At 32.9% G+C, this 18581-nt stretch carries 13 protein-coding genes; 3 read left to right on the plus strand and 10 right to left on the minus strand.

The window, feature by feature from the left end; translation table 11 throughout:
• Positions 1–142 precede the first annotated feature (142 nt).
• A complete protein-coding gene (locus tag ACFQ0S_RS10945) occupies positions 143–1072 on the plus strand; it encodes a bifunctional riboflavin kinase/FAD synthetase (protein ID WP_379757589.1) in 930 nt (309 codons plus the stop codon).
• Positions 1073–1172: 100 nt separating this feature from the next.
• Complete coding sequence (gene bioB / locus ACFQ0S_RS10950) at positions 1173–2258, plus strand: biotin synthase BioB (protein ID WP_379757592.1); 1086 nt, start codon at positions 1173–1175, stop codon at positions 2256–2258.
• Between the two features lie 61 nt (positions 2259–2319).
• Here the strand turns inward: bioB and ACFQ0S_RS10955 are convergent, their stop codons facing one another.
• The gene (locus ACFQ0S_RS10955; protein WP_379757595.1) at positions 2320–7377 is read right to left on the minus strand and encodes a GEVED domain-containing protein; all 5058 of its coding nucleotides are present in this window, start codon (positions 7375–7377) and stop codon (positions 2320–2322) included.
• A gap of 554 nt (positions 7378–7931) precedes the next feature.
• Between ACFQ0S_RS10955 and ACFQ0S_RS10960 the strand changes: the two genes are divergently transcribed.
• A complete protein-coding gene (locus ACFQ0S_RS10960; RefSeq protein WP_379757598.1) occupies positions 7932–8402 on the plus strand; it encodes a regulatory protein RecX in 471 nt (156 codons plus the stop codon).
• Between the two features lie 3 nt (positions 8403–8405).
• Here the strand turns inward: ACFQ0S_RS10960 and ACFQ0S_RS10965 are convergent, their stop codons facing one another.
• From ACFQ0S_RS10965 to ACFQ0S_RS11005, 9 genes are all read right to left on the minus strand, one after another.
• Complete coding sequence (locus ACFQ0S_RS10965; RefSeq protein ID WP_379757912.1) at positions 8406–9560, minus strand: beta-ketoacyl synthase N-terminal-like domain-containing protein; 1155 nt, start codon at positions 9558–9560, stop codon at positions 8406–8408.
• Between the two features lie 32 nt (positions 9561–9592).
• Positions 9593–10864: an adenosylmethionine--8-amino-7-oxononanoate transaminase gene (bioA, locus tag ACFQ0S_RS10970; RefSeq protein WP_379757601.1), complete on the minus strand. Its 1272-nt coding sequence runs from the start codon at positions 10862–10864 to the stop codon at positions 9593–9595.
• A 73-nt stretch (positions 10865–10937) separates the two neighbouring features.
• The gene (gene bioD, locus ACFQ0S_RS10975; protein ID WP_379757603.1) at positions 10938–11558 is read right to left on the minus strand and encodes a dethiobiotin synthase; all 621 of its coding nucleotides are present in this window, start codon (positions 11556–11558) and stop codon (positions 10938–10940) included.
• A 64-nt stretch (positions 11559–11622) separates the two neighbouring features.
• Positions 11623–12768: an aminotransferase class I/II-fold pyridoxal phosphate-dependent enzyme gene (locus ACFQ0S_RS10980; RefSeq protein ID WP_379757606.1), complete on the minus strand. Its 1146-nt coding sequence runs from the start codon at positions 12766–12768 to the stop codon at positions 11623–11625.
• A gap of 95 nt (positions 12769–12863) precedes the next feature.
• Entirely contained in the window at positions 12864–13145 is a 282-nt protein-coding gene (locus ACFQ0S_RS10985) for a F0F1 ATP synthase subunit epsilon (protein ID WP_379757609.1), read from the minus strand.
• Between the two features lie 111 nt (positions 13146–13256).
• Positions 13257–14768, minus strand: a complete 1512-nt coding sequence (gene atpD, locus ACFQ0S_RS10990) for a F0F1 ATP synthase subunit beta (protein ID WP_379757612.1) — start codon at positions 14766–14768, stop codon at positions 13257–13259.
• Between the two features lie 242 nt (positions 14769–15010).
• Positions 15011–16315: a murein hydrolase activator EnvC family protein gene (locus ACFQ0S_RS10995; protein ID WP_379757615.1), complete on the minus strand. Its 1305-nt coding sequence runs from the start codon at positions 16313–16315 to the stop codon at positions 15011–15013.
• Positions 16316–16335: 20 nt separating this feature from the next.
• Positions 16336–17127, minus strand: a complete 792-nt coding sequence (locus ACFQ0S_RS11000) for a DUF4292 domain-containing protein (protein ID WP_379757618.1) — start codon at positions 17125–17127, stop codon at positions 16336–16338.
• 92 nt (positions 17128–17219) lie between these two features.
• Entirely contained in the window at positions 17220–18563 is a 1344-nt protein-coding gene (locus tag ACFQ0S_RS11005; RefSeq protein WP_379757621.1) for a tetratricopeptide repeat protein, read from the minus strand.
• Positions 18564–18581: the final 18 nt, after the last annotated feature.

Below are 18581 nucleotides of genomic sequence, written 5' to 3' on the forward strand. Positions count from 1 at the left end.
ACTTTTATAAAAAGTTTTATTTTAAAATAAGACTATAAATTTATTTCTAATAAAGTATAAAAAGATTGTTAAATTAAACTCTACTTCAAATTATTAAATATCGAATTGATAAACTAAATTTGTACTTTTATAAATTACCATTTTGAATATTTTTCATTCTATAGAAACTTTCCGTACCCAACAAAAAACAATTGTAACAATTGGTACTTTTGACGGAGTACATATTGGACATCAAAAAATTATTGAAAAGTTACTTGATAATGCGAAAAACACCAATTATAAGAGTGTAATTCTTACTTTTTTCCCACATCCTAGAATGGTTTTACAAGAGCATTCTGAAATAAAATTATTAAACACCATTCACGAGCGGGCAGAACTATTAGAACAAACAGGTCTTGATAATTTAATCATTCATCCTTTTGACAAAAAATTCTCTAGACTAACTGCCGAAGAATTTGTAAAGAACATTCTTGTTGACCAACTTAAAATTAATAAAATAGTCATAGGTTACGATCACCGATTTGGAAGAAACCGAACAGCAAATATTGAAGATTTAATTCTTTTTGGGGAAAAATATGACTTTGAGGTTGAGCAAATTTCAGCTCAAGAAATAGAAGAAGTATCTATAAGTTCTACAAAAATAAGAAACGCACTTCAAGAAGGTGATGTTGTCCTTGCTAATGCCTATTTAGGCTATCCTTATTTTCTATCAGGAATTGTGAAAGAAGGCAAACAATTAGGTCGGACTATTGGCTTTCCTACAGCTAATTTAATAATTGAAGAAAATTATAAACTCATACCAAAAAACGGAGTATATATAGTAAAAAGTATGCTGCATGACAATACAGTATATGGCATAATGAATATAGGAACTAATCCAACCGTAAATGGGGAAAAACAATCAATTGAAGTATATTATTTAGATTTCGATTTAAATCTTTACAATCAAAAAATTAAAATCTCAATTCTGAAATATATTCGTGCAGAAGAAAAATTTGAATCCCTAGCATTACTCCAACAACAATTAGAAAAAGACAAAGCTACTGCAATAGCTTTTATAAATACTCTTTAGCTAACAATAATTTTTAGCAATTCGTGTCGTATTTAGATATTTTGAATATTGTTATATTAGAACTATTTAACTACTTTTGAAGCATTATAAAAATGCTACTATGAGTATTACAAAACACAATTGGACTAAAGAAGAAATCATATCTATTTATAACAAACCTTTAATGGATTTGCTTTACGAAGCGGCTTCTATTCATAGAGAGCATCACGATCCAAATGTTGTTCAGGTTTCTACTCTTTTGTCTATAAAAACAGGTGGTTGTCCTGAGGATTGTGGCTACTGCCCTCAAGCGGCAAGATACCATACTGAAATAGAAGGCAACGATTTAATGTCTGTAAATCAAGTAAAAGCCCAAGCTTTACGGGCAAAATCAAATGGATCTTCACGCGTTTGTATGGGTGCAGCTTGGAGAAATGTAAAAGATGGTCCCGAATTTGATCAAGTTTTAGAAATGGTTCGTACCATTAATAAACTAGACATGGAAGTATGTTGCACACTTGGAATGATTACTGAAAATCAAGCGCAACGTCTTGCCGAAGCAGGTTTATATGCCTATAACCATAATTTAGACACCTCTGAAGAATATTATAAAGAAGTAATTTCAACTAGAGGATTTGAAGATCGTTTACAGACTATTGAGAACGTTCGTAAAACTAATGTAACTGTATGTAGCGGAGGAATCATTGGCATGGGAGAAGTTATAGAGGATAGAGCCGGAATGTTAGTAGCGCTTTCTACCTTAAATCCGCAACCTGAATCAGTACCAATAAATGCCTTAGTTGCTGTTGAAGGCACTCCTCTTGAAGATGAAAAGCCAGTAGAAATTTGGGAAATGATTAGAATGGTAGCCACTACTAGAATCATTATGCCTGAAACTCAAGTTCGTTTGTCGGCGGGAAGAATGAATATGAGTCGAGAAGGACAAGCTATGTGTTTCTTTGCTGGAGCAAATTCTATTTTTGCAGGAGATAAATTGCTAACAACTCCAAATCCTGATGTAAATGAAGATATGAAAATGTTTGAAGCATTAGGCCTTATTCCTCAAAAACCATTTATAAAAATCACGCAACCCACAACTGTAGAAGCCTCTGATTCGCAATTTACACCTCTAGGAGAAAAACCTAAATGGTCGCGACCAGATCATAAAATTGAAAGAAACTTAGAAGCATCTATTAAAGGAAAATAAAAATAAAAATCCCATCTAGTAAATTTACTGATGGGATTTTTTTATTCGTTTAATGCTGCTATCAAAAAATTATCTTTTTAGAAATTACTTGACCGTTTTCTAAAACTACTTTAATAATTAATGCTTGTTGAAAGGCTTTAATATCTTTAATATTCAATTCTCTAAAATTAATGTTGTCCTTATTGTATATCTCTCTCCCTAAAACATCATAAACTGTAACACTTATAATATTTTCTTTATTCGATTTAACTTTAATCTGGGCATCGCTAGTAGCAACTATAACATTGTTTTTTGAAGTATTAAAATCATTAATTCCTAAAGAAGTTTTTGTATATCGCAATACAAATCGATTGTCGAATCTCCCTGCGTTACTTGTAAAAACATAAGGTTCTTTTCTTAAATCATGAATACTATTTAGCAGTTTATCTTCTAAAAAAACATCTTGATTTTCTTTATTAAAAATCCCATCAACAAATGCAATTCCTATTTTATAAGTGCTTGCTGATGGCGCACTATTTGAGGGCTTGGCTGGAATAACTATTCCAAGTGAAACCCTATCCTTATTATCAAAAGGCATTGGTCGACCTTGAATAATTTGAGGTTCTGTATCAATTAATGAATAGATATTTAAATTGGAATCTACATTGATTTTAGCATCATACATTCTGTCTTTTTCTGTAGTTGCCTCTTTATCATAACCCACTAAAGTCCTTATAGAACTTCCTGTGTCGTTTGTTATGTCAAGCCATATTCTACTTGGTTTTGAAGCATTAGAAGTTCTGAAAAAATTAGAATTATTATAACCCTTATTCCTCATCGAATTATTAAAAATTATGTTTCCAGAAGTTACTGTTGGACTGTGATTCATCGTTACAAAAAAGCCTTGCCCTGCAGCAATTTTTCCATTAAAAGCTTGAGGTCCAGTAGAAGGACCTAATTTATTCCAAAAAACATAATCACTTGCCGTATACGTTAATACAAAACCATTATAAAATGATTGTCCGTTTGAAGCAGAAATTGCTGTGCCGTGAGACCATAACTTAACATGACCTTCTATGTTTGTATTGACTGTTAAAAAAGTATCCGCATCTATTGCCGATGCGTACGGATTACCTAATAAATTATAATTATCATTATCTTTATTAACCGTTAATGTAGTACTTCCGCTTAAATAAGTATAATCAGGTCCGTCGTATGTACTACTTTCAATTCCAACATTAATTACTCCATTATTAATTACACCGCTTCCATGAGTTGCATCATTTGTAAAAGTAGCGGTTACGGTATCTAAACCTCTTATAATATATCCTTTACCAGGTAACATAGTATCTCCATAACAAGCTAACCAACCTCCAAAATCACTGGCTAGTGGGGTTCTTGAAATAGTAGGTATCCATTTATATATTAACCATGAGGCAGGACTTACCTGTGCTACTGGAAAATTAGAAACCGGTGATGACCAATAGATATAATCTGTACTTCTAAGAATTGTTGGGGTACGTTGCATAGAAATGATTCCTGTATTGACACCATTATCATCTATTTGCACCAAGCTACCATTATTTTGTACAATTAAATTACCCCCTACGTTTACTGTTAGGTCATATTTAATGTTGATGTAATCATTTGGATTAATTACTGCGGTATATGGTGAATTGACGACTAAACTACAAGCATCAAAACTTCCATGAGTTGCTGTATTGAATGCTCCATTAATTATAGCGAGTTTACCAATTGTAGGAGCTGAAATTGCATTACTTGCATCTCGCCAATCTACTCCGTTCCAAGTAACTCCACCTCCGTCAGTTATTTTAACAGCAGTCGTGGCTGCAAAACAGGTATTTGTATTCTCTCGAATTTGACAATAATACTGATAATTAATAACCCCGGAAATATTAGATATTGACAAGTTAAGCGTTGAAGTTCCACTATAAATTCCACCATCTGAAAGAGCTGTCCAATCTGTAACTGCTGGAGCTGGGGCAGAAACATACCATTGATACGCTAACTCTTTTACGTCTCCCGGGTCATTGTATCCTTCTGAACCGGCTATAACTAAGCTAGTAGATTTACAACTTGGCGAATAGGTTGGATTCAAAGTAACTGTTGGAGCTAATTTTGGATTTGCTGGAAACGACCCTAAATTGGCACATAATTCAGTTCCTGAAATACTCCAATCGGCGGCACTGTAGGTTGTAGTAGGACCAACTGCTGTTAAATTTCTCAACATTGAATATCCTGTTTCATTTGGAGTAACTACTCTATCAATAATTACATTATTTTTGGTTAGGTAAATACCGTCATTAGCATTTGTTCCGGTTCCGAAAAAATTAACTGTTGCAACACTTGTACAAGGAGATTCACTAGGTGTATTGTTTCCAAGATTATAAACTATGACTCCTCCGGCGGGAATCGTTCCAGTAATATTTATTGTTCTGTTAACGCCATTAAACACACCGTCTTTATCATTATCAATCTCAATTCTATACGTTGGATTTGCTGCGTTTAGAGTTATTGCAGTATTGGTAGGATTGTATAACTCTAGATAAAAACCATTCCCCGCATTTGTATCAAAAACTTCTGAAATAATTAAATCATTAAATGTTCCTCCAACACCATCACAACTGGTTTTATCTTCTTTAATAATGGAATAAGCAGTTGGTAGTCCTGCGCACAGTGCAGCATTAGTAACAACTAAATTCCCTGTCACTGCACTTGGAGGAACTTTAACCACTAATTGAGTAGCAGAACTAGAGACCGGAATCGCTGTAAAACCAGCAAAAGTTGCGGTTGCACCTGATAGTCCTGAGGCCGCATTTATGGTTACTTCAGTTCCAATAGGAGCCATATTTGGAGTTATAGTTGTTATGGTTACAGCAGTACACCCAGCAAGTATATTTATTGTGTAATCTTCGACTTCTCCATCAAATGCAGTAGAACACTCATTAATTCCTAGATCATAAGAAGCGGTTATACGCATTCTTGTAGTACCCAAAACGGCATTAGCTGGAATAGTAATACTTAATGGACAAGAAAATAAAACTCCATTTGCTACATTAATCGCGCTCCCTAAATTAAACGACTCACCAGCATCAGTAAAAAGACCGTTTTTATTAAAATCTATCCAAGCATAGCCATCTACTTCATAGTTCCCTGCTGTGTTTACATTCACCGAAAGAGGATAGGTTAATCCCGAAGTTAAATTGGTTGAAATAGCAGTGTAATCGCTATATCCTGATGGTTTAGCACTAGAATTATTTATGGTGTTTAATATAACATTTGTTACTGAGGTACTAAACGTTGTGTTTCCGCTTGAAGCACAATAAACTAAATTTGGTGTTGCACATATTGAAACTCCGTTGCTCCATTCTGTACCCCGTCGAACAAAAAGTCTATAACAATAACTAAGCCCATTTGTTAGCCCGGTTATTGTAACATTAGTGCCAGCACCTTTATAAACTACCTGATTGGAACCACTGTAAACACTATTTGCCGTATAAGCAGTTCCGTCTCCAGTCGGCGTAAAGGAAACTGTTCCTTGATTGGCAACTATTAAATATTGATAACTGCAAACTGAAACACTTGCAACATTTGTCCATGAAACAAATGATTGATTGTTTCCTACAGTTGCAGACAAACCAGTAACCTCAGGCATATCAGTTGTAACATTTGTTAATCGCCACGTACCAATATTATTAACTCCAGAACTCCATCCTGTTGCTGTATTACCTCTGTAAGCAACCACTGTAAAAGAGTAGTTTGTAGCATTGGTAAGTCCTGTGACTATAACCGAAGTTCCAACTCCTTTGTAAACACATCTTCCTAATGATGCAGTTACTACTGCGGCTAGAGAAAAATTGGAGTTTTCAGTATAAGCTGAGGCATTACCAGCAGCAGCAGATGTAGATGCAGGTGCAGTTGCGCCGGGAAGAACAAAAACCATATATCCATCTGGAGCTGACCCACCTGAAGAAGCTGTCCAAGATAAATCTACACTTGTGTTATTAAAACAAGATGTTAAATTTGTAGGATTATTTGGTGGAGTATTTGTTACTGTTAAACTTGCAGTATTAGAAATTACATTTGTGCATGGAGCTGTACCAGTAACTATACATCTATATAAATACCCACTCATTCCAAGTGAAGCCGCTGTTACATTCATTGTTGCAGTAAGGACATTTGAATAAGGAGGTCCGTTAACCAAATTTGTAAAACCACTTCCAGTATCTACTTGCCATTGGTAACTTACCCCCGCTGCAGCAACTACGGCGAAAGTTGTATTTGTACCATCTGTAATTGCTATGTTAGTTGGCTGGGTTGTAATTGATAATAAAGGGTTTATAGTAATTAAACCTGTATTCATATCGGTTGCACTCCAACATCCAGCATTGTATGCTCTTACATATATTGTTCCTGTGCTATTCAAAATATAATCTGAAGAAGTTGGATTTGACAAACTGTTACCTAAAGAAGTTGTTTGCCAATAATATCCTGGCGCAAAACTTAACGTAGCTGGACCACAAGATGAATAGGAAGAAACCGCTATTAACCCAGGTGGAGCAGATGGAGGAGATAAACAATTCCCTTGAACTGTAACATCATCTATTCTATAATTACCTAAATTTGTTGTAGCCGCTGACCACCTTAATCTTAAATTTGATAAACCCTCAGCTCCAGCAGGCAAAAGGATTCTTGCTCCTGAATTCACTAAATCCCAAGCATTTCCTGCCTGTACATAAGTATATGTAACTGGATTCCATGTTGTTCCGTCCGAACTCCATTCAAAAGTTATCACTCCAGTAAATGCAGATGTACCTCGCCCTCCCCACAAAACGGTAATTGAATTATACCCTATAGTTGATAAATTATTTGAATAAGTTAAAGTGTGTACCGCTCCATTTGCACCAGTACCATTAAAAATTGCGTTTGCTCCAGCCGAAAATCCAGAATATGTAGATGAAGGTGAAGATATATTTCCATTCCAACCATTAGCTGTATTAGAGCTAACCCAACCTATGGGTAAAGTCGATGTTGAACCAAATGTTTCAGTTAAAATATTTGTCTGCCCAAAACAGAATATTGAAAAAAATATAAGGAAAAAAAGTAATTTTATTTTCATTTTATAATGTGGCATTTTGCTAAATAAAAACTTATTAGGTTATTCATTCTTATCATATAACAACAATACATACGTTTAACCCTAATTTTTGAATATAAAAAAACAGGTATAACATGACAATTAAACTTAGGGTTAACAAATTTAGATTTAATTTACTTAATATCAGTCACTTTATTTTAATTAATTGTTAACAAATATGTTAAATTCACGTTTCTCAATAAAATTAAAAACAATGTAATATATAAATATCGCTCATTTTTACAATTTTTTCAACAAAAACAAAACAAATAATTAATCTGTTTTAAAGGTAAAAAAACAATAAAAATCAACACATTTTAACAGTGCATAATAAAAATGTTGTGTTTTAAACAAAAGCAAGTTAGATTATAACTAAAAATTAAAATATGGTGATGAAAGATTTTTAAGTATAAAAAAAACAAGATGCAAATAATATAAGAAACATCTTATTTTTTTAATTTTCCTAAATCCCTCTTAATTAAAATTTCAATACCAATTTGTTTTCAGCTATTTTTGTATATCAAAAATTTCGTGCAATGCAAAAAACTCATTCCCTTACAGAAGCTCAAAAAAAGTTAGAGCATTATTGCGCTTATCAGGAACGATGTCATGAGGATGTGATAAAAAAATCTAGAGAGTTATTACTTTCGCCGTCAGAAATTGATGAGGTAGTTGTTTATCTTATACAAAACAATTTCTTAAACGAAGAACGCTTTGCCTGTAGTTTTGCTAGAGGGAAACACCGTATTAAACATTGGGGTAAAATTAGAATCGTAAACGAATTAAAATTTAGAAATATCTCTACCTACAATATCAACAAAGCTTTAAAAGAAATAACGCCTGAAGAATATTTGCAAAGTTTTAATTCTATAACTGAAAAGTTTTGGGAAAGTTTATCAGAATCAAATCCTCTAAAGAAAAGGAAGAAATTTTGCGATTATTTACTTCGTAAAGGATTTGAAAGCAATCTAGTTTACGGAAAAGTTAAAGAATTAGAACCTTCTTAAAAATCAGATTGACAACAAAATACTCACTGCATTACCACCAAAACCAACCGCATTTATCAAAACTTTTTTTATAGCTTTTCGTTTTGGTTGTTTTGTTGCAAAAGGAACTCCAATAAATTGTTGGTGTTGCATCATCAAGATAGCCATTTCAATGTTTAACATCCCAGAAGCTCCAAAAGTGTGACCTGTTTTCCATTTATTAGTAGTAAGCATAGGTAAATCAGTTCCGAAAACTTTTTGAATCGCTTTGAATTCTGTTTTATCTCCCGCTATAGTTCCCGGGGCATGCATTACAATTACATCAACATCTGAAACTTTAGTGTCATTTAATGCCATTTTCATGGATTTTTGAAAACAATTTGCTTCTGTAGAAATAGAGATGTTATGCTCTAAAATTTCAGTCGCATAACCAATCCCTTCTATATAAGCCAGCGCATTAGGTGATTTACCTATTTCTAAACAACAAACCGCTGCCCCTTCTCCAAGAATTAAAGAGCTTTGCTTTTTCTCTAAATCGAAAGCTCGACAAGGATAATCCTGATTTTCTTTCGCATAAATCTTTAAAGCTTGCATTTGAGCAATAGTGAAATTGGTCAAAGGAGCTTCACTTCCGCCCACTAAAAATTTATCTACCATTCCAGCACGAAGCCAAGCTACGCCGTTTAGCAAAGCATGCAATGCAGTTGAGCAAGTAATAGAGTGTGAAATTTCTGGTCCTTGACATTGCAAGTCATGTGCTACCCAAGAGGAAATATTTCCTAAAGTGGTGGTTGGCGAGGCTAAAGTTTGTGCTTTTCCTGTTTCAAGAAATTCTTTATGGTGTTTCTCAAACAATTCTGTTGCGCCTCTTGACGATCCTATATTCACTCCAAAAACATCTTTGATTGACCATCCAGATTGAGTAACCGCTTTACGAGATGCTGCCATTGCATATAAAACAGATGAATCTAATGATTTGTATTTGATGTCTTCATTTTTTAAATTTTCGACCTCATTTTTGCTATCAAAATCTAAAACTGCTACATACGCTTTATGATTATTGAATTCTTTCTTTACAAAACAATGCTGGTTGGTCAAATAATTGTTCCAAATAGTTTCGGGATTATTTCCTAATGGAGAAATTGTTGCGATTGACGTAATAGAAATAGTTTTAGACAAAGTAGTATTTTCTATATTATAATTGAACAAATTTAAACTATTTCCAATGCTTTTTCAACAACTTGATACACTTTTTCGAGTTGTTGATTGGTAATAATATAAGGTGGCAAGATATAAACGGTATTACCCACTGGTCGTAAAATAATGCCGTTTTCTATAAAAAAGTGATACAGTTTATTTCTTAAATTACCATAATAACTTTCCTGATTTTCAGTTTTGAGTTCTAAAGCAAAAATGACTCCAAGAATTCGAGTGGTTTTAACTCTTGAATGGTATTTTATTTTTTGCTCAAAAACTAAATGTAAATCATGAATTCGTTGAATGTTTTTTTGCATTTCTTCGGTTTCTAACAAAGTTATACTCGCTAAAGCAGCTGCGCATCCTGTTGGGTTTGCCGTAAAAGTATGACCATGAAAAAAAGCTTTGTTCACATCTTCGTCTAAAAATCCGTCGAATATTTCCTGAGTAAAAGTAGTAATTGCCATAGGAATAGTTCCTCCTGTTAAGGCTTTAGACAAGCACATCATATCTGGATTTGTTTCTAAATAATCAACCGCGAGTGTTTTGCCTGTTTTGCCAAAACCAGTCATAACCTCATCGGCAATGGTAAATACGCTATTGGCTTTACACAGTGCAATCATTTTATCTAAAACTTCTGGTGCATACATAACCATACCAGCGGCACCTTGACATAACGGCTCAAAAATAAAGGCAGCAAATTCGTTTGTTTGAACCAATTTTTCGAGAGCTTGAAAAGAGTCAGTTTCGTTTCCTGGAGTTGGAACTGGAATTCGAACCACTTCTAATAATGACCCTTGAAAAGCTTCGGTAAAAAAAGTGATTCCGCTTGATGCCATAGCTCCAAAAGTATCGCCATGAAAAGCATCTTCAAGCGCTATGATTTTGGTTCGCTTTTGGTTTTTATTATAAAAATATTGCAGTGAAGCTTTAATTGCGACTTCAACTGCAGTTGAACCATTATCAGAGTAAAATATTTTTTTTTGGTTGGATGGTAAAATCTCCATTAACTTTTCTGCCAAAAACACAGCGGGTTTATTAGTAAATCCTCCAAAAAGCACATGCTCTAAAGTAGTCAATTGTTTATAAATAGCATCGGCAATTACTTGATTGGAATGCCCGAAAGGGTTTACCCACCATGAAGCAATAGCGTCTATGTATTCTTTACCGTTCTCGTCCCAAAGCAAAGCCCCTTCTCCTTTTACAATAGCTGGCAACAAACCCGTTGTTTGATGTTGAGTATAAGGATGCCAATGGTATAATTGATCTTTTTCAGATAATGTCATTGGATTTCAGATTAAATGGTTGCAATTTTCGTTTCAAGATTAAAATTAATTTTTGAAATTGTCATTGGGATTGCTATTGCAGTCCTAAAAGGTTTTCTCTAAACTTATCGGCATAATATTTCGTGACGTTTGCGTCAAAATAGGGTTCATTGTCTATTCTTCCTATAAAAGTGGCTCCCGTATTTTTTAAAATTATTTCTTCGGTGGCTCTATTTTCATCACCAGAGAATATAATTCCTTCTATTTTGATATTTCTGCTTTTTAAGGCTTCATATGTTAGCAATGTGTGATTGATACTTCCTAAATAATGTCGAGAAACCAAAATTACTTTATAATCTTCCTGAATTAAATCTATAATATAATTTTCATGGTTAAATGGCACTAAAACGCCTCCCGCTCCTTCTATTACTAGATGATTGCTCGTGTTAGGTTCAATGATTTGATTAATATCAACAGTAATTCCGTCTATTGCCGCAGCATAATGCGGACTTGCAGGAGTGTTTAATGCATAGGCATTAGGATGAAAAAAAGACTTTTTGTTTGATACCCTTTCTTGTACTTTATGTGTATCTGAATTTTCTAAATCACCGGCTTGTATGGGTTTCCAATAATCGGCTTCTAAAGCTTCGGTTAAGATTGCTGCTGTTACGGTCTTTCCTACATCTGTTCCGATTCCTGTTATAAATAGTTTCATATTTTTTATTTAACCGCAAAGTTCGCAAAGAATGCGCAAAGTTCGCAACGATTTTTAGTTTATATTATTTAAAAACCAATTCAGACAACAATTTCAATACTTCTGATATTTCTTCTTTAGAATTATAACTGTGCAAACAAAACCGCAATCGTTCCTGTCCTTCTGGAACCGTTGGTGATAAAATGGCTTTTACATCATATCCTTTTTCTTGAAATTGATTTGCTATTGCCTTTACAGCATCATTCCCTGGAATTATTGCCGATTGAATAGCCGATTTACTTCTAACAAATAAAGGTTTTAGACCAAATACATTTTTTTCTTGATTGAAATGAATGATATTTTCTTTTAATTTTTGAATATTTTTTGTTTCTTCTAAATGTTGATACCCTATTAAAATTGTTGCAACAGCATGAGGAGAAAGCCCTGTGGTGTATATAAAACTTCTTGAGAAATTAATTAAATATTCTTGAAGTTCTAAACTTCCTACTATTGCTGCTCCGTGACAACCTAGCCCTTTCCCGAAAGTGATTATTCTTGCAAAAACATTGTTCTGTATTTCCTCTAATTGTAGAATTCCTTCACCATTTAATCCAAAAACACCAAGAGCGTGAGCTTCATCAACAACCAGATAACAGTTGTATTTGTTAGAAAGTTGAACTAGTTCTTTTAAATTTGGCGTATCTCCATCCATAGAAAACACACTTTCGGTAACAATATAAATTTCAGAATGCTCCTTTTGAATTCGTAAAATTAATTGCTCTAAATCGTCTAAATCGTTGTGTTTAAATTTATATGATTTTGCATTTGACAATTGTAATCCATCGCGAATAGAAGCATGACTTAATTCATCGTATAAAATAAAATCGCCTTTTTGAGGAACTGAACTAAAAAAACCAACATTGGCATCGTAACCCGAATTAAAAATTAAGGCTGATTCAGACTGATGAAATTGGGCAATACGTTTTTCTGCTTCTTGATACAATTGATGATTTCCAGACAATAATCGAGAACCTGTCGCTCCGTTTGTTTTGATATTTTTATCAATAAGATATTGATGAGATTCCTGAAAAATAGTTTCTGATAGAGCAAAACCAATATAATCATTAGATGAAAAATCTATCAAATCTTTTGGAATGGACAATTTACGCAAAGCATTGTTTTGCTTGCGAAGTTCGATTTTTAAAGAAAGATTATTAGGGAAATTTTTCATGTTTTTATACCTTAAAAACAATTAGTAATTTAGATATTCAAAAATAAAAAAAGCCAAACAATACTGCTTGGCTTTTACTCTTTATTTTAAATTTTTTAATCTACTAAAACAATTACTTTATTGTCTTTCATTTCTATAGTTCCCGAATTGATATCAAGACTATAGTTTTGATCATTAATTTTAGTAAATTTATCTTCAACATCTTTATCAAATTTAAAACTTGAAGCTGCAATTTTTACAGCACCTTGCTTTAAAGTAGAAACTATGGGAGCATGAAAATTTAACATCTGAAAACTACCATTCACTCCTGGTAAAGATACAGAAGTTACTTCTCCTGAAAATAATTTTGCTTCTGGTGATACTATTTCTAATAACATAGTTATGAGTTATGAGTTATAAGTTATGAGTTATAAGTTATGAGTTATAATTGAGGGTTTGAGATGAAATATTTTACATCTAACCCTTAACTTCTATCCTCTAACTTTATATTACGCTTCTGCCAACATTTTTTCTCCTGCTTCAATAGCGTCTTCAATAGTTCCTTTAAGGTTGAAAGCCGCTTCTGGCAAGTGATCTAGTTCTCCATCAATTATCATATTAAATCCTTTGATGGTATCTTTAATGTCTACTAAAACCCCTTTTAATCCTGTAAATTGCTCAGCAACGTGGAACGGTTGAGACAAGAAACGTTGAACTCTACGCGCTCTAGAAACTGATAGCTTATCTTCTTCTGATAATTCTTCCATACCTAGAATCGCAATAATATCTTGCAATTGTTTGTATTTTTGAAGAATTTCTTTCACTCTTTGCGCACAATCATAATGATCATCACCAAGAATTTGTGGAGTCAAAATTCTTGAAGTAGAATCTAACGGATCCACCGCTGGATAAATACCTAACTCAGCAATTTTACGAGACAATACAGTTGTAGCATCCAAGTGAGCAAATGTCGTTGCTGGCGCCGGGTCAGTTAAGTCATCCGCAGGAACGTAAACCGCTTGTACAGATGTAATTGAACCTTTGTTTGTAGATGTGATACGTTCTTGCATCGCTCCCATTTCGGTTGCTAATGTTGGTTGGTATCCTACTGCAGATGGCATACGACCTAAAAGTGCAGATACCTCAGAACCTGCTTGTGTAAAACGGAAGATATTATCCACGAAAAACAATACATCTTTCCCTTGATCTGATCCTGCACCATCACGGAAATACTCAGCGATAGACAATCCAGAAAGTGCTACACGAGCACGAGCTCCTGGTGGCTCATTCATTTGTCCAAAAACGAAAGTTGCTTTAGACTCTCTCATTCCTGGCATATCTACTTTAGACAAATCCCACCCTCCATTTTCCATAGAGTGCATAAATTCCTCACCGTATTTTATAATTCCTGACTCTAACATCTCACGAAGTAAGTCATTTCCTTCACGTGTTCTTTCTCCTACTCCTGCGAATACAGAAAGTCCACCGTGACCTTTAGCAATATTGTTAATCAACTCTTGAATCAATACTGTTTTACCTACTCCTGCACCACCAAACAATCCAATTTTTCCTCCTTTTGCATATGGCTCAATTAAATCGATTACTTTAATACCTGTAAATAAAACTTCTGATGAAGTTGATAAATCTTCGAATCTTGGAGCCGGTCTGTGAATTGACAATCCGTTATCTCCTGTTTTAGGTAATTCACCTAAACCATCAATTGCATCTCCAATTACGTTGAACAAACGACCGTAAACATCTGGTCCAATTGGCATTTTGATAGGATTTCCTGTTCCAACTACTTCATAGCCTCTGCTTAAACCATCTGTTGAGTCCATAGAAATGGTTCTAACGGTGTTCTCACCAATGTGAGATTGTACTTCTAGTACTAACAAAGTACCGTCTTTTTTTGTGATTTCTAATGAATCATAAATTTTTGGAAGTTCAACATCCTTACCGTTGAAAACTACGTCAACTACTGGACCAATGATTTGTGCAACTTTTCCGATTACTTTTGACATTGCTTATGTATTTATTTAATAGCGTTTTAGGTTTGTAAAAAACATCTAATTATTTTTTATATAATGGGTGCTTTTTTCAGAGTGCAAAGATAATTTTTTAAAATAATAAATCAAGATTTTTTTTAGTAAAATAAATTCTATTTTTTTTAAGTCAAATAAAAATAGAAAATGAAACTAAAGTTTGCTTTTATTTACAATATCTTCAGCTAAAATTATGATAGAATAGATCATTAAACCTATCTCTACATATTATTTAACCAACTCGCTGGATTATTATATGTAGTATTTTGAGAAATCGTAAACTTTAGCACCGTTTTTCCTGAATCGCCATTGGTTCTAATTTTTCCTAAAGCTTGCTTAATTGAAACTTTATCTCCTTTTGCGACATTAACACTGCTTAAATTTTGATAAACGGTAAAATAATCTCCATGCTGTATCATAACTGCTTTATTTACTGGCGAAAGTATCATCACGCTTATCACTTCACCGCCAAAAACAGCTCTAGCAGTCGCTCCTTGATCTGTAGCAATTTCAACACCGCTATTGTGAACAATTAAAGTTTTATAAACGGGATGCGGTTGGTCTCCATAAGGCAAGGAAACAAATCCTTTTTCTACTGGCCATGGCAATCTTCCTTTATTGGCTTTGAAATTGTTGGCTACTATTTGTCCTTCTGTTGTTAAAACTATTTTTGTAGATGTTTCAATGGCTTTTGATTCTGCAATTTCAGTAGCTTTTGATACTACTTTTGTATTTGTTGGATTTTCTTTTCTATTCGTCTCAACCTTTTTTCTGTTGGCTTCTGCGGCTTTTTTATTAGCTGCTGCAATTGCAGCTTTTATTAACTTTTCAATTTGATTATCGATTGCTCGTGTTTCTTGTTGTTTTTTCTTGATTTCGGCAGTAATTTGTTTTTTATCTTTTTTAATAGATTTTGCTATTTCTTGCTGTACTTGTTTTTCTTTTTCAAGCTCATTTTTTTCTTTCTGTTTTTCTTCTAAGAGTTTTTCTTTTTCTTGTTTTTGAACTCCAATTTTATCGTTAAAAACCAATAACTCTTCCGATTTTTGTTGAATTTCTTGTCCTTGCGTTTTTCTATAACTAGCATATTGCTTCATATATTGCGCTCTTTTATACGCTTGTAAAAAACTCTCCGACGACAATAAAAACATAGCTCGGCTTTGCTCTGAACGACTTTTATAGGATTTCAGAATCATCTTTGCATAATCTTCTTTCAACACTACTAACTCTTTTTTGAGTCTATTGATATTGATTTGGTTGATATACATGTCATTATTTAAAAGCTTGGTCTGCTTCTCTGTTGTGTTAATTAATTTTTCCTTCAATTTTATTTTTTCAGTTTGTAATGCTAACTGAGTGACAACTGTTTTCTCTTTCGATTTAACGTTTTGTAGTTGCTCTTCTTTTTCTCTAATCTCTTTTAGAATTTGTGCTTTACGCTGTTCTAATTTTTCTTGCGGCGTTAATTGACTCCATGAAAATGAAGTTATCATTAAAAATATTAGACTTAAAATAAATTTTGGCATACTATTTAATTTTTGCAAAGCTAATTAATAAAAATTCTTTGATATCCTTCAGGGACACTATATGGAAAAGAAAGTTCTTCATTAAACGATACTGTATTGTAATCTATTGTAATATTTGTTTTTTCGCTTTTTTGGTGTGCATCAATAACTAGTCCTATTGGGAATACAATATTATTGAATTCTGAATGACTGGGGTAGCTAATTTTAACCATTCTCTCTTGGCTGTATTGTGCTATTTCTTGTTTTTTGATTAAGAAATTTTCAGCTTCAAAATAATAGGTTTTTTTTGTGTTGGAGTCTGAATTATTTTCTAATTTGTACCATTTATCTTCAATTGAGGTAGTATATTTTAATTCTTTTAAATTGTCTAAAGCTTCACCAATAAGCATGTTTTGTACTTTTTGATAATCTAAATCGGTGCCTACAAGTTTGCTTAATATCGAGTAATTTCCGTCAAAAAATTTGCCTCCAATTTTCTCGTAATATTTTACTTCTGATGGAGTTATTAATGCTTTTGCCATGGTTATTCCTAAAAAACGAATACTTATTAAAATCAATTCATCTTTCTTTATTTTTATCTCAGCGGTTACATTTTGCGATTGTTTTCCATCCTCATAATGCGCACTTGACTTTATGTAAACCGTAGAGAAATTTACTTTAGTGCCGTAATGCTTCTCAATAATTTTATCTGAAGACAAAGAATTACTAGCTGTTCCTGAAGCTAATACTGCTTTAGATTTACAGGAAAGAAGTGTTAGCGAACTTAAAAAAACGACCAAACTAAAATGCGCTATCCTTTTGTGTTTTTTCATATATGTAAAAGTAATTTTTAAATGGTCATATATGTTATCGCTTTTATTACTATGTTTTTGCTTGCGCAAAAGGTTTGCTAATTGCGATTTCATTAATTCTTTTCTTTTAATATTTTTTCTGCTTTAGAAAAATAACTTTCTTTCTTTACCACATCGCCTAAACCGCTATAAGCTTCTCCCAGCTGTATGTAAAAATTAATTTGAAGCGCTTTATCATTTACCAAATAATCCAATCCCATTTCGAGTAAACTTGAAGCCTTTTTAAATTTTTGCAATTGATTATTGGCCAGTCCTGCAAAGTAATAAAATTGAGGTTGCAATGGAAAAATCTCTATTAAATCTTCTGCTTTCTTAGCTAAAACATCAAATTGCATTTTCTGAGTATACACTTCAAATAAAAGAATTTGGGTTGCAAAATCTTCTGAATTTGTATTTAAATGCTTTTCATAATACTTGATTGCTTTGTCCCAATCTTTCTTATTGTGATAAAACTTTCCTATTTCTAAAGCTACTTTTACTGCTGTGTCAGTATCAAAATAAGCAATTGCTTTTTCTAAATCAGTATCGAATTGAGGTTTGTTATTTATGAAAATTAAAAACTCATTCAATATTCGATGTTTAATTTTCTGATCTATATTTTTACTTTCCAAAACAATATTCATAGCTTTAACTGCATTTGCACCATCATTATTGTTTAAATGAAATTTAAAAAGACTTACTTGTGCCCAGCTCGATGTTGGAATTTCAGTTTCTAACTTTTTAGCAATTTCTAGTGCTTTTTCCTCCTGATTGCTTTCTGAATATAAATAAATCAAAGCTATATAATTGGATTCTTCTTTTGGAAACTTCTTTATTTGAGCAATTAAATTGTCTTTTTCGGAATTTTGATACTTGGATTCTCTTAAAATTTGCAACTTATAATTGTCTCTCATTTCCGATTTTCCAACCGTTTCATTCAATTCATTTATCAAGTTTAAAGCCTTATCGAATTGTTGTGTATTCATATAAAGAGAAACTAAATCTTCTTTGTATTCTTTTTTAAATTCGATTAGTTTGATTACAATAATTATAGCTTGATTGTAATCTTTTGTTTCATAACAAACGTCGTACATTCCTACCCAAAACCATTTATTTTTCGGGTCGATTTGAGTAGCTTTTTCAAAAGAACTATATGCTTTTACGTATTGTTTTTGCGCCAAATAATTTTTACCGAATTCAAAGAAAATCGTTGCATTGTTAGGTTGCAATTTTTGACATTTTTCTAAGGCTGTAATCGCTTTGTCGTAATTTTCGATTCCTTTTTGCAATAAGGATTCATAAAACGAATCCTGAAATTCATCTTTTGCCAATGCAATATCATTTGGCTCAGTTTGAGCCAAAAGCAGGGTTGGAAAAAACATTCCGAAATAAAAGAAAATCAAAACATTTTTTTTCATTTTTATGAGCAAAAACCA

It is taken from the genome of Flavobacterium myungsuense (genome assembly GCF_042677265.1).
Taxonomy (GTDB): Bacteria; Bacteroidota; Bacteroidia; order Flavobacteriales; family Flavobacteriaceae; genus Flavobacterium; species Flavobacterium myungsuense.

Coding starts and splice junctions, on each gene's coding strand:
- bioB (WP_379757592.1), top strand. CDS start 1,173: ATGAGTATTACAAAACACAATTGGACTAAAGAAGAAATCATATCTATT.
- ACFQ0S_RS10955 (WP_379757595.1), bottom strand. CDS start 7,377: ATGAAAATAAAATTACTTTTTTTCCTTATATTTTTTTCAATATTCTGT.
- ACFQ0S_RS10960 (WP_379757598.1), top strand. CDS start 7,932: ATGCAAAAAACTCATTCCCTTACAGAAGCTCAAAAAAAGTTAGAGCAT.
- bioA (WP_379757601.1), bottom strand. CDS start 10,864: ATGACATTATCTGAAAAAGATCAATTATACCATTGGCATCCTTATACT.
- bioD (WP_379757603.1), bottom strand. CDS start 11,558: ATGAAACTATTTATAACAGGAATCGGAACAGATGTAGGAAAGACCGTA.
- ACFQ0S_RS10980 (WP_379757606.1), bottom strand. CDS start 12,768: ATGAAAAATTTCCCTAATAATCTTTCTTTAAAAATCGAACTTCGCAAG.
- ACFQ0S_RS10985 (WP_379757609.1), bottom strand. CDS start 13,145: ATGTTATTAGAAATAGTATCACCAGAAGCAAAATTATTTTCAGGAGAA.
- atpD (WP_379757612.1), bottom strand. CDS start 14,768: ATGTCAAAAGTAATCGGAAAAGTTGCACAAATCATTGGTCCAGTAGTT.
- ACFQ0S_RS10995 (WP_379757615.1), bottom strand. CDS start 16,315: ATGCCAAAATTTATTTTAAGTCTAATATTTTTAATGATAACTTCATTT.
- ACFQ0S_RS11000 (WP_379757618.1), bottom strand. CDS start 17,127: ATGAAAAAACACAAAAGGATAGCGCATTTTAGTTTGGTCGTTTTTTTA.
- ACFQ0S_RS11005 (WP_379757621.1), bottom strand. CDS start 18,563: ATGAAAAAAAATGTTTTGATTTTCTTTTATTTCGGAATGTTTTTTCCA.